Annotated in this window: 9 protein-coding genes; 5 read left to right on the top strand and 4 right to left on the bottom strand. The window is 62.9% G+C overall.

All coding sequences use genetic code 11. The annotated features are described in order from the left end of the window. Position 1 precedes the first annotated feature (1 nt). The 4 genes from GWE18_RS01080 to GWE18_RS01065 form a co-directional block, all read right to left on the bottom strand. A complete protein-coding gene (locus GWE18_RS01080; RefSeq protein ID WP_057851059.1) occupies positions 2-892 on the bottom strand; it encodes a LysR family transcriptional regulator in 891 nt (296 codons plus the stop codon). A gap of 474 nt (positions 893-1,366) precedes the next feature. Further along, positions 1,367-3,184 carry an adenylate/guanylate cyclase domain-containing protein gene (locus GWE18_RS01075; RefSeq protein ID WP_342804214.1) on the bottom strand — a complete coding sequence of 606 codons (1,818 nt, stop codon included), beginning with the start codon at positions 3,182-3,184 and terminating at the stop codon, positions 1,367-1,369. A gap of 52 nt (positions 3,185-3,236) precedes the next feature. After that, entirely contained in the window at positions 3,237-4,208 is a 972-nt protein-coding gene (locus GWE18_RS01070) for an ABC transporter substrate-binding protein (RefSeq protein ID WP_275183966.1), read from the bottom strand. A gap of 128 nt (positions 4,209-4,336) precedes the next feature. Then, positions 4,337-5,992 carry a winged helix-turn-helix domain-containing tetratricopeptide repeat protein gene (locus tag GWE18_RS01065; protein ID WP_275183965.1) on the bottom strand — a complete coding sequence of 552 codons (1,656 nt, stop codon included), beginning with the start codon at positions 5,990-5,992 and terminating at the stop codon, positions 4,337-4,339. A 323-nt stretch (positions 5,993-6,315) separates the two neighbouring features. Here GWE18_RS01065 and GWE18_RS01060 point away from each other — a divergent pair, with 323 nt between their 5' ends. The 5 genes from GWE18_RS01060 (at position 6,316) to fdhF (ending at position 12,552) form a co-directional block, all read left to right on the top strand. Further along, on the top strand, positions 6,316-6,573 hold the full coding sequence (locus GWE18_RS01060; protein WP_275183964.1) for a hypothetical protein: 258 nt from the start codon (positions 6,316-6,318) through the stop codon (positions 6,571-6,573). A 67-nt stretch (positions 6,574-6,640) separates the two neighbouring features. Next, a complete protein-coding gene (gene mddA / locus GWE18_RS01055) occupies positions 6,641-7,420 on the top strand; it encodes a methanethiol S-methyltransferase (RefSeq protein WP_275183963.1) in 780 nt (259 codons plus the stop codon). Positions 7,421-7,638: 218 nt separating this feature from the next. Next, positions 7,639-8,115: a formate dehydrogenase subunit gamma gene (locus GWE18_RS01050; protein WP_275183962.1), complete on the top strand. Its 477-nt coding sequence runs from the start codon at positions 7,639-7,641 to the stop codon at positions 8,113-8,115. Next, positions 8,112-9,668 carry an NADH-quinone oxidoreductase subunit NuoF gene (locus tag GWE18_RS01045; RefSeq protein ID WP_275183961.1) on the top strand — a complete coding sequence of 519 codons (1,557 nt, stop codon included), beginning with the start codon at positions 8,112-8,114 and terminating at the stop codon, positions 9,666-9,668. The genes GWE18_RS01050 and GWE18_RS01045 overlap by 4 nt, the downstream gene beginning before the upstream one ends. A gap of 10 nt (positions 9,669-9,678) precedes the next feature. Continuing rightward, positions 9,679-12,552: a formate dehydrogenase subunit alpha gene (fdhF, locus tag GWE18_RS01040; RefSeq protein WP_275183960.1), complete on the top strand. Its 2,874-nt coding sequence runs from the start codon at positions 9,679-9,681 to the stop codon at positions 12,550-12,552.

The raw sequence follows: 12,552 nt of genomic DNA, 5'->3' as shown, positions 1-12,552 counted from the left end.
CCTACTCCAGCGTCGGCGCCACTTCGCGGGCGACCTGCACCAGCGCCGCGATCAGCGGCGTCATCGGATCGCGCTGGGGGATCACCATCCCGACGCTGTAGTCGACGACGGGATCGACGATCGGAATGCTGCGGATGGTGTCCGCCAACCCCAGGGTCTCGGCGAGTTTTGCCGGCATCACGCTCGCCCAGCGCCCGGTCTTCACATGGGTATAGAGGACCACAAGCGAGTTCGAGGTCAGCGTCGGCGTGGCCTCGGCCCCGACCGACGCCAGCGCGCGATCGATGATGCGGCGGTTCTGCATGTCCGGCGTCAAGAGGCACAGCGGCACCTGCCCGACTTCCTTCCAGGTGACCTGCTTGCGATCCCCGAACATGGCATCGGGCGAGGTCAGCAGGCGATAGCTTTCGTTGTAGAGCGGAATGGTGCGAACCTTACCGATCGGCTCGTTCTCGATATAGGTCAGCCCGGCGTCGACCTCGAGATTTTCGAGCAGGCCCAGCACGTCGGCCGACGTGCAGGACTGGATACGAAAGCGCACGTCCGGGTACCGCGCGCGGAACGGCGTCGTCAGCGACGCCACCATACCGAGCACGGTGGGGATCGCGGCGATCCTGATCTCGCCGGATAGCTTGTCCTTGAGGCTGTTGATCTCCTGCCGCATCGCGCGGGCGTCGCCGACGATGCGCCGCGCCCAGTCGAGGGTGCGTTCGCCCTCCGGCGTAAACCCCTGAAAGCGGGAACCACGCTGCACCAGCATGACGCCGAGAATTTCCTCGAGCTGCTTGAGGCTGGTCGACATGGTCGGCTGGGTGACGCCGCAGGCTTCCGCCGCCCGTCCGAAATGCCGCTCCTTTGCGAGGGCCAGCAGGAGTTCAAGCTTGTCGATCAAAGGGATGGTCCCAAGGCGTTTGGTGGTGAAGATGGTCGTCCGGCGGCCAGAAATAGCATGGACCGGCGGGTATCAACACTTCAAAAGCGGCATCCGGATGCGCCGGATTCCGAGCCAATCTGGTTCTCATATCGCCTCATTTTTCAACCCTATCAGCGGCATTGCAAGGAGCAAAGCGGCGACCCGTCGCTGCTGCCTTGTCCGACATTGCGAGCCACCCGGTCGGCGCGTAGCGCCGCCGGATGACAGGCTCCGCGAAGCAAGCCATAGCGCGGCCCGGAGATGGTGTTCCGCCTCGGTCGGGTCAGACGAGCGCGTGGTTCCGGCGGATAACATTGCTGCTTGCAGGGCTGTCGGGTTCGGGGGTGATCTGGACCGCCCTGCCCACAGCATTCCTGCCTGTCTGCTCGTCAGCGCCATGACGCGTCAGGGCACGAGCCGCTAGCGCTGTTCGCGGCACAGGCGATATCGGATTCAGTCGGCATCGGTCAGAGAAAGCTTCGGCGCGATTCTGTCGAATTCCGTTTCGGCGGGTTGCACGTAAGCAGTCTGGAAACGATGATCGAAATGCCGGATCGGCGCGTAGATGCGACTTACGGCGAAAATCTCCAAGGCATGGTCATAGCCTTTGATGGTTCGCTCGCCGATGGATGCAAGGGCGATGCTGTCCTTGACATGCCCGGTGACGGCCGGGTCCACCAGTATCTGCGCGTCCTCCGCCAAATCGCAAAGCCGCGATGCCAGATTGACGACGTTTCCGATCGCCGTGTAGTCGAGGCGCCCGTGCCAGCCGAGCGCTCCAACGGTCGCAGGTCCCATCGCGATACCCACGCCGAAACCAATGGCGCAGCCACGGGCGTTCCAGGAATTGGCAAGGAATTGCACCGCAGCCTGCATGTCGATCGCAAGCCGAACAGCGCGCTGCGCCGGATCTTCGCACGCGACCGGCGCGTTGAGGAGGACCATCACGCCGTCGCCGGCAAAGCGGATCAAGGTCGCCTCATGGCTGGCCGTGACGGCGCCGATGGCTTCATAGTACTGCCTCAGCACGGCCAGAATGGCATCGGGCTCGGCACGCGCGGTAAACGCAGTGAAGCCGCGCAGATCGCCGAAAATCGCAACCACCTCCCGCCGCCGTGCGTCCAACAGCCGCTGATCGGAGTGCTCAACCAGTTCAGCCACCTGCGGAGCAAGGAATTGCTTCAGGCGATTGATGCGCTCGGACTTCTGCTGCGAGGCCCCGAGCTCCTCCGCCATCTGGTTGAAGCGGATCGCCAATTGCTCAAGTTCGTCGCGGCTCTGGATCGTAATGCGATGGTCGAACTGCCCCATCCCGATCCGCTCAACGCCGTCTTCGAGCTGCCTGATCGGTCCCCACATCCGGGACGCCCGCCAGTAAGCGAGCACAAACGCGAAAACGATGCCGATGGCAATGAGTATCAGGGAACGCCACAACGCGGCGCGGATCGATTCGAACGCCTCCAGCACAGGCTGTTCGGCGATCACCGTCCAATCCACGTTGGCGGCACGCACCGCGAGCGCGACCACCGGCTCGCCGTCCTCACCGGTCGTCGAGACCGCCGATCCATTCGCTTCGCTGACGACGGACTTCAGCCGGTTAAAGTCACCTGCCCCTGCTCCGCTGCGCAGGACCAGGCTGATGTCCGGATGGGCAATCAGACGTCCGGTGTCGTCGACGACAAGGGCATGGCCGGTGTCGCCGATTTTGATTGCTGCGATGATATCCCAGATCAGTTTCAGGTTGATGTCGGCCACAACAATCCCGGCGGCCGCGCGGTTTCCCGCGACCGCGATCCGCATATAAGGCTCGGAATCGCGCCGATAGTGCACCGGGCCATACCAGACCCGGTTGGCACGCGCGCCGACAACTGCGGGATCGGCCGACATATCCGTGCCGCGACCGGTCCGGTTCATGCTGACGCGGGATACAAAAACGCGTTCGGTACCGGTCGGGTCGACCATCGAGAGCGAAACGATCGCCGGCACCTGCTGCAGCAGACGCAGCCCGTCGATCCTGCGCCGGTCGTCCTCGCCCTGCGTCCAGGGAAACTGCACGACCCAACCGAGTTGATCGCGAATACCATCGGTGAAGGCCTGAATCCTGTCGGCCGCGGAGCGGGCCTCGACTTGAAGAATCTCATTGAGGTAGAGGCGATTGTCACGAAACGCAAACCAGGCCTCGGTTGCGGAACCAAGCATGAGAGGCGTCACCACTGCGACAAACAGTGTGACGAAGTACTTCATGAACAGGGAGCGGCGCGGAGAGTTCACCGAAGGAAAATCCAATGAAAAGAGCTTTAAACCAATGTGAGATGCGCCGGGATCATTCGATCACCCGATTGGCGCGGAAAAGAACGGAGGATTTGTCCAGGTCGATGCCGAGCAATTCGGCCGTCCTGAGATTCACGACCAGCTCGAATTTGGTTGGCTGAACGACGGGAAGATTGGCCGGCCTTTCGCCACGCAGGATCCGGTCGGCATAGCTCGCAAGCGAAAAATAGGTCGCCCGCTGGTTCGCGCCATAGCTCAAAAGCCCGCCGGCGTCGCAATATTCGCTCCAGCCAAACATCGATGGCAGCCGATGCGCGATGGCGAAGTCGGCAATCTTGCCTCGGTGCACCATGGTGAGGACGTCCGGAAAGACGAGCAACGCATCCGCACGCGCCTCTCCTGCCAACCCAAGCGCGTTGTCCAGCTCGTCTGCGCCCGAGAAGGGAACGTAATGCGGCACGATACCCAGCTTCTCGGCGGCCTCTTTGGTCGCGCGCCACTCCGATTGCTCGCCCGGATGATTGGCATTTGATAGAACCGCAAGCTTGCGCAGGTTCGGGAGGACCTCCTTCAACAGCTCAACCCGCTTTCCTGCCAGCTCCAGCGACAGGAAGGTCGAGCCGGTGAAATTACCGCCGGGCTGCCCGACGCTTTTGACAAGGCCCAGTTCCACGGGGTCGCCGCTCAGGGCGAACAGCACCGGCACCTCCTCGACCGCGGTCATCGCGCGCGTCGCCGGGCCGCTCGAGACGGCCAGATCGACCTTGCCGCGCCTGAGTTCGGATGCCACCTCGCGTAGCGCCTGCGGGTTGCCGATCGCATAGTGCAGTTCAAGGACAACATTCTTGCCCTCGACATAGCCCCGCGCGCGCAATCCCTCCCGGAAGCCATCCAGGAATGGATCCGGCTGGGACTGCGTGGAGAGCCAGAAGATGCGATAGACCCGCGCCGATTCCTGCGCGAGCGCAGCGGCCGGACAGGCCAGCGCAGCACCGACCAATGCAATGAAATCTCGTCGTTTCATGCCGGCAAATATGGCCTGGGCCGGCGTTCTGCGCTTAGAGCCGGCGTTCAGATAGTCTCCAGATAATCTTGATTTTTGGCCCTGCAGGCGATCGGCAACGCGATCATCGCGACGCATGAGGCTGATGGTCAGCCGGCTTTCGGTATGCCTGCCACGCGCAACCCTTCGACGAACCGGTCGATAAAGCCGGCATCGTTGCAGAAGAAGAACTCCTGCCGTGCTGTCCCGGTAGTGTAGTTCGGCTTGCGTTGCAGAAGCTCGGCGGTCACCACTTTCGCCTGCATCGAGTCGCCGAGCAAGCCGAGCGAAGCTGCAAGCGTCGCAAAGGCCTGATAGGTGGCATTGGGCTGCCGGGTTGCCCGTCGGGCGAACTCGACTGCTATGTCATACTCGCTGAGCGAGAAGTGCGCCCAGGCGCGGACATGGTGGAAAGCAGAAATGTGGCTGTCGCGGGGGCTCAGCATGGTCGCCCGATCGAGCAGCGTTTCCGCCTCGATCTCCCGTCCATACCACAGCATATTGAACCCTTGCGCGAAATAGGCTTGCGCAAAACTCGGATTGAGCTCCAGCGACACATCGAGCGCTGCCAGCGCTTCGTCATTCTGATGGGTCAGGCACAGGGCGCGTCCGAGGGCGCAATGGCAAAAACAATCGAGTTCGTCGAGCGCCACCGCATGATGCCCCTGACGCAACGCCGTCTCCAGTCGCGCCGGGCGATCTTTCGGCTCGTCGATAAAGGCGCGCTGCAGATTGACGTAGCTGAGCGCGCCATGGCCCCGCGCGAAATTCGGATCAGCGGCGATCGCACGGTGAAAATAGGTTTCGGCCGAGTCGAACCCCGGCGTGGTGAAGCGCCACAGGTTCCACAGGCCGCGCTGGTAGCAATCCCAGGCGTCGAGGCTTTCCGGCGCCTTGCGGGCGGCAAGCTGCTGCTCGACCTTCGATAGCTCCGGCTCGATCGTTGCGGCGATCTGGCGAGCCATCTCTTCCTGGATATCGAAGATATATTCGAGCTGCAGGTCGTATTTGTCTGCCCACAACTGCTTGCCGTCCGCCGCGCGGACGAGCTCTGCCGTGATCCGCACGGTATCGCGGCTCTTGCGAACGCTGCCGACCATCACATACCGGACGCCGAGCAGCTCACCGACCTCGCGGGCATCGACCACCCGCCCCTGGAATCCGACGGTCGAATGCCGCGAGATCACCGAAAGCCACCGGTTGCGCGCAAGGAGCCGGATGATGTCCTCGGTCAGCCCATAGCTGAAATAGTCGTTCTCCGGATCGCCGGACATATTCCCGAACGGCAGCACCGCGATCGACGGTCGCGTACTGGCCTCGGCCTTCACGGATTCCGAGACGATGTCATCGAGGCGGGATACTTCGGCAGAGACCGAGACGTGGGCGGGAGCGTCGGCCGGCGCAGCACTATCCTTGGGAACCAGCGGGGCCGCTTCCATGCCGGCTTCCGGCGCGCTGACGGCCTGAACGTCGCCGACGAAACGGAAGCCGCGCTTGTGCAGCGTCCGAATAAAGAGCTGGTCGGTTCCATTGTCGCCAAGCGCGCGGCGGGCGCCGTTGATGCGGCTTGAGAGCGCAGCTTCCGAGATGATCCGGCCATTCCAGACCGTCTCGATCAGCTCATCCTTGCTGACGATGCGGTCATGGTTCCGCACCAGGTGGACAATGAGATCGAACACTTGAGGCTCGATATGGACGGATTCGCCAAGCCGACGCAGCTCTTGCTGGCTGAGGTCTAGCTCAAACTCGGCAAATCGGTACTGCATTACCACCCCGGCCGAGGTTAATGCGATCCGTACCTCGCAAACACCAGACGGATCAATGAAACAAATCGAGCAAAAACAACCGCTTCAGGAGGGAAAACCAAGGCCTTCTGAAGAACTCCGCCAAGCTTGAGCGGGCATCTCAATTTACAGACGGGTCAACTCTCGTTCAACCGGAGATGACCGATGACCGGCCTGCTTGATTCCACCAATTCCGATGTTTCGCCAGAAGGCCTGATGCCGCAACGGCACGCGGCCAACGCCGTTTACCCGCGCCTCGCTCCTTCCATGAAGCGAGCCCGGCGCTCCCGCCGGAGGGCTGACCCATGACTATCATCACCGCAATCCCGTCAGCGACAACGCCAGCGATGTGGAGAAGCGCCCTCCTCCTGGTCGCGCGCCTGAGACGATTTTTCAACCGCTGGGCTGCCGCGACCACCGCCTATCATGAGCGGCAGGTCAAACTGTTCGCGTTGCATCGGCTTGAGGGCCAAGAACTCGATCAGACGCGTATCTACCGCGGCCCGATCGATGACGTCGTCGATAAAGCAGCGCAACTCCGCAAGCGACGCCGCCTCGGATAGCCCTGAACAAGACCATTGCCAGACATCACCATTTCAAACGACCATTTCAAACGCAAGGAGATCGAAAATGTCGATTACCATGCACACCGGACCAAACAGTCCTGCGAAAGCCGTCTCTTTCGCGACGAGATTGCTCACGCTCTGTTACGGCGGGCTCGCCTATCTGATCTTCCTCGGCACGTTCCTCTACGCAGTCGGCTTCGTCTCGCAATACATCGTACCCAAAAACATCAATACCGGTACGGCGTCTTCGCTGACGACGGCCTTGCTGATGAACCTGGTGCTGATGTCGATCTTTGCCGTGCAGCACAGCGGCATGGCGCGGCAGGGCTTCAAGCGACTGTTCGCGCGCTTCGCTTCGCCGGCGATCGAACGCTCTACCTATGTGCTGCTGGCGAGCCTGACGCTGATCTTGTTGTTCTGGCAGTGGCAGCCGATGCCTGCGGTGGTCTGGCACATCGACAATCCCGTTGTCGCCGGCATCGCGACCGCGGGCGGCTTTGCGGGTTGGCTCATCGTGCTCTACAGCACGTTCCTGATCAGCCATTTCGAGCTGTTCGGATTGACGCAAGTAGTCGCGCATTTTGCCGGCCGCATGGTCGAGCCCATGAAGTTCAAGACGCCGGGCCTCTATCGCCTGATCCGGCACCCGATCTATCTCGGCTTCATCATCGCCTTCTGGTGCACGCCGACGATGACGCTGGGCCACCTGCTGTTCGCGGCGGTGACGACGGCCTACATCTTCGTCGGCATCTATCTCGAAGAACGCGATCTGGTGGCGATGTTCGGCGATGAGTATCGGCGCTATCGCGAAAAGGTGTCGATGCTGGTGCCGGGCATCTTCTGAAAACAACGACTAGACATCCAAGACGCGCTCGTCACGGCAGACCTGACGAGCGCGCGCTAATCGGCGTTAACCTCTATCCGCCTGCCATCGCACCCATAGGCCTTGCCTATGCCCTTGTCTTGATTGCGTTTTGAAATCGCAACATGAGACAGCTTTATTGATATTGCGCGCGATTGCCCTACTCATCGGAGCACACAACCTCTGATGAGAACGCGGAAATGACATCGGCATACGAACCATGGAATGAAGCGCGCGGCGCCGCGCTCATCGCCGAGCACGACAAGCTCGAAGGCGCAACGCTGGTCATCCTGCATGCGATGCAGGAGGCGTTCGGTTACGTGCCGGAGCCCGCCATTCCGATGATCGCATCCGCGCTCAGCCTGTCGCGCGCCGAGGTGCATGGCGTGTTCACGTTCTATCATGATTTCCGCAGCGAACCCGCCGGCCGCCACGTGCTGAAACTGTGCCGCGCCGAAGCGTGCCAGGCCGCTGGCGGCGATGCACTTGCCGCGCGCGCGGAAGCCAAGCTCGGCATCTCGCTTGGAAACACCACGGCCGATGCCCGCGTGACACTGGAGCCGATCTATTGCCTCGGGCTGTGCGCCACCGCGCCGTCGGCGATGCTCGACGGCCGTGTCGTCGGACGGCTGGATGAACCGCGCCTCGACGCGCTGGTGGCGGAGGCACAGCGATGACGATGCGCATTTTCGTTTCCCGCGATGCCGGCGCGATCGCCGTCGGCGCCGATGAAGTGGCAATCGCGCTGGAACAGGTAGCGATCAAATCGGGCGTCGCCGTCGAGATCGTCAGAACGGGATCGCGCGGGCTCTATTGGCTCGAGCCGATGGTCGAAGTCGCAACCTCCCAGGGGCGTGTCGCGTTCGGACCCGTAACAACGGCAGATACGCCGACGGTGTTCGATGCCATGACCACCGGCAGCCCGCACCCGCTGCGGCTCGGCGTCACCGACGAGATTTCCTGGTTGAAGCGGCAGACTCGCCTGACGTTCGCACGTTGCGGCGTGATCGATCCCCGCTCGGTCAACGATTATCGCGACCATGACGGCTACAAGGGGCTTGAGCGCGCACTGACGCTGACCTCGGACGAGATCGTCACTGAGGTGACCACCTCCGGACTGCGCGGGCGCGGCGGCGCCGGCTTCCCGACCGGCATCAAGTGGAAGACGGTGGCGTTAGCCCAAGCCGACCGCAAATACATCGTCTGCAATGCCGACGAAGGCGACAGCGGCACGTTTGCCGACCGCATGATCATGGAAGGCGATCCCTTCGTCGTGATCGAGGGCATGACGATCGCAGGTGTCGCCGTCGGCGCCACCAAGGGCTACATCTACATCCGCTCGGAATATCCGCACGCGGTGGCGGCGATGAATGCCGCGATCACGGCCGCGCGTCGCACCGGCTATCTCGGCGAGCGCATCGTCGGCTCCAGCCACAGTTTCGATTTGGAGGTGCGGGTCGGCGCCGGCGCCTATGTCTGCGGTGAGGAGACTTCGCTGCTGGAAAGCCTGGAAGGCCGCCGCGGCATCGTTCGCGCCAAGCCGCCGCTGCCGGCGCATAAGGGCCTGTTCGGCCGGCCCACCGTGATCAACAACGTGCTCTCATTCGCGGCGATCCCGTTCATCCTCGCCGGCGGCGCCAAGGCTTACGCCGATTTCGGGATGGGACGCTCGCGCGGCACCATGCCGATCCAGCTCGCCGGCAACATCCGCTATGGCGGCCTGTTCGAGACCGGATTCGGCATCACGCTCGGCGAACTCGTCGACGATATCGGCGGCGGCACGCTTACCGGCCGTCCCGTTCGCGCGGTGCAGGTCGGCGGGCCGCTCGGCGCGTATTTTCCGCGTGCGCTGTTCGACACGCCGTTCGACTACGAAGCCTTCGCTGCGCGTGACGGGCTGATCGGCCACGGCGGCATTGTGGTATTCGATGACAGCGTCGACATGGCAAAACAGGCCCGCTTTGCGATGGAGTTCTGTGCGGTCGAATCCTGCGGCAAGTGCACGCCGTGCCGGATTGGCTCGACCCGCGGCGTCGAGACGATCGACAAGATTATCCTGGGTGAGCGTACTTCCGAAAACCTCGCCGTGGTCGAGGACCTCTGCAACACCATGAAATTCGGCTCGCTCTGCGCGCTCGGCGGCTTCACGCCCTACCCCGTGCTGAGCGCATTGAAACACTTCCGGGAAGATTTTGGCCCGGCACCGGCCCGACTACAGGCCGCGGAATAGGAGAAACGCCATGTCGCTGATCCAGGAAATCGACTTCGGAACACCGCGCGCCAAATCCGAAACAATGGTGACGCTCACCATCGACGGCAACAGTGTCACCGTGCCCGAGGGCACCTCGATCATGCGCGCGGCGATGGAAGCCGGCACGCAGATCCCGAAACTCTGCGCCACCGACATGGTCGACGCCTTCGGATCCTGCCGTCTGTGCCTGATCGAGATCGAGGGCCGCGCCGGAACGCCGGCGTCCTGCACCACGCCGGCCATGAACGGCCTCGTCGTCCATACTCAGGCCGAGCGGCTGAAGAAGCTGCGCAAGGGCGTGATGGAGCTCTACATCTCCGACCATCCGCTGGACTGCCTGACCTGCGCCGCCAACGGCGATTGCGAATTGCAGGACATGGCGGGCGCCGTCGGCCTGCGCGACGTGCGCTACGGCTATGAGGGCGAGAACCATGTGTTCGCGAAGTCCGACGGCTGCACCAATGACAACTGGATGCCGAAGGACGAATCCAATCCGTACTTCACCTACGATCCCTCGAAATGCATCGTCTGCTCGCGCTGCGTTCGTGCCTGCGAGGAAGTGCAAGGCACATTTGCGCTGACGATCGCCGGCCGCGGCTTCGACAGCCGGGTGTCGCCCGGCATGAGCGAGAGCTTCCTCGGCTCCGAATGCGTGTCCTGCGGCGCCTGCGTGCAGGCCTGCCCGACCGCCACACTGACGGAAAAGTCCGTCATCGAGATCGGCCTGCCCGAGCATTCGGTCGTCACCACCTGCGCCTATTGCGGCGTCGGTTGCGCCTTCAAGGCGGAAATGCGCGGCGAGGAAGTCGTGCGCATGGTTCCCTACAAGGACGGCAAGGCCAACCGCGGCCATTCCTGCATCAAGGGACGCTTCGCCTGGGGCTACACCACCCACAAGGAGCGCATTCTCAAGCCGATGATCCGCGAAGATATCTCCGATCCCTGGCGCGAGGTGTCGTGGGATGAGGCGTTCAATTTTGCCGCGGCGAAATTCAAGGGCATCCAGCAGAAACACGGACGCGATGCCGTCGGCGGCATCACCTCCTCCCGCTGCACCAATGAAGAAACCTATCTGGTGCAGAAGCTGATCCGCGGCGGTTTCGGCAACAACAATGTCGATACCTGTGCTCGCGTCTGCCACTCGCCGACCGGCTATGGCCTGTCGACGACGTTCGGCACCTCGGCCGGCACGCAGGATTTCGATTCCGTCGAGCATACCGACGTCGTCATGGTGATCGGCGCCAACCCGGCCTCCGCCCACCCGGTGTTCGCTTCGCGCTTGAAGAAGCGGCTGCGCGAGGGCGCCAAACTGATCGTGATCGATCCCAGGCGCACCGAGATGGTGGAAGCCCCTCACCTCAAGGCGTTGCATCTGCCGTTGATGCCCGGCACCAACGTCGCCGTGCTCACGGCGCTGGGACATGTGATCGTCACCGAGGGCTTGGTCGATGAAGCATTCGTGCGCGAGCGCTGCGACTGGAGCGAGTTCGAGGAATGGGCCGCCTTCGTGGCGCTGCCGAAGAATAGCCCGGAAGCGACCGCGATCATGACCGGCGTCGATCCGAAGGTGCTGCGCGAAGCCGCCCGGCTGTTCGCCACCGGCGGCAACGGCGCGATCTATTACGGCCTTGGCGTCACCGAGCACAGCCAGGGCTCGACCACCGTGATTGCGATCGCCAACCTCGCGATGGCGACCGGCAACATCGGCCGGCCCGGCGTCGGCGTGAACCCGCTGCGCGGCCAGAACAACGTCCAGGGCTCCTGCGACATGGGCTCATTCCCGCATGAACTGCCCGGCTATCGCCATATCTCGGGCGACGCCGTGCGCGACCAGTTCGAGGCGATGTGGAACGTCAAGCTCAATCCCGAGCCGGGGCTGCGCATTCCCAACATGTTCGACGCCGCGATCGAAGGCACCTTCATGGGCATCTATGTGCAGGGTGAAGACATCCTGCAGTCCGATCCCAACACCAAGCATGTGGTGGCGGCGCTGTCGTCGATGGAATGCGTCATCGTGCATGACCTCTTCCTCAATGAGACCGCAAACTATGCTCACGTCTTCCTGCCGGGATCGACCTTCCTGGAGAAGGACGGCACCTTCACCAATGCCGAGCGGCGCATCCAGCGCGTCCGCAAGGTGATGACACCGCGCAACGGGCTCGCCGACTGGGAGGTCACCATCGGCCTCGCCAAGGCGATGGGCTATAACATGCAATACGATCACCCGTCGCAAATCATGGACGAGATCGCCGCGCTGACGCCGACTTTTGCCGGCGTCTCCTATGCCAGGCTGGACGAGCTGGGCTCGGTGCAGTGGCCCTGCAACGAGAAGGCGCCGGACGGCACACCGGTGATGCACATCAACGGCTTCGTTCGCGGCAAGGGCAAGTTCGTCATAACAGAATATGTCCCGACCGACGAACGTACCGGGCCGAGGTTCCCGCTGCTGCTGACGACCGGGCGCATCCTCAGCCAGTACAATGTCGGCGCACAGACCCGCCGCACCGATAACGTCATCTGGCATGCCGAGGACCGGCTGGAAATCCATCCGCATGACGCCGAGCAGCGCGGCGTGCGCGACGGCGACTGGGTGCGGCTGGCAAGCCGCGCCGGCGAAACCACCCTGCGCGCCGAGGTCACCGACCGCGTAGCGCCGGGCGTCGTCTACACCACCTTCCACCATCCGGACACGCAGGCCAACGTCATCACGACGGACTTTTCGGACTGGGCCACCAATTGTCCGGAATACAAGGTGACGGCGGTGCAGATTTCGCCGTCGAACGGACCATCCGACTGGCAGAAGGCCTATGACGAGCAGGCTCGCCACTCCCGCCGCATCGCGCCGGCGGAAGCCGCGGAGTAA

The organism is Bradyrhizobium sp. CSA112, from assembly GCF_029051645.1.
GTDB lineage: Bacteria > Pseudomonadota > Alphaproteobacteria > Rhizobiales > Xanthobacteraceae > Bradyrhizobium.
Note: the sequence above shows the minus strand (reverse complement) of the source record. Positions and strands in the feature narration are given on the sequence as shown.

What these genes read in the sequence shown, in the direction of transcription:
- GWE18_RS01070 (WP_275183966.1), bottom strand. Translation starts at nt 4,208, where the DNA reads ATGAAACGACGAGATTTCATTGCATTGGTCGGTGCTGCGCTGGCCTGT.
- GWE18_RS01065 (WP_275183965.1), bottom strand. Translation starts at nt 5,992, where the DNA reads ATGCAGTACCGATTTGCCGAGTTTGAGCTAGACCTCAGCCAGCAAGAG.
- GWE18_RS01060 (WP_275183964.1), top strand. Translation starts at nt 6,316, where the DNA reads ATGACTATCATCACCGCAATCCCGTCAGCGACAACGCCAGCGATGTGG.
- mddA (WP_275183963.1), top strand. Translation starts at nt 6,641, where the DNA reads ATGTCGATTACCATGCACACCGGACCAAACAGTCCTGCGAAAGCCGTC.
- GWE18_RS01050 (WP_275183962.1), top strand. Translation starts at nt 7,639, where the DNA reads ATGACATCGGCATACGAACCATGGAATGAAGCGCGCGGCGCCGCGCTC.
- GWE18_RS01045 (WP_275183961.1), top strand. Translation starts at nt 8,112, where the DNA reads ATGACGATGCGCATTTTCGTTTCCCGCGATGCCGGCGCGATCGCCGTC.
- fdhF (WP_275183960.1), top strand. Translation starts at nt 9,679, where the DNA reads ATGTCGCTGATCCAGGAAATCGACTTCGGAACACCGCGCGCCAAATCC.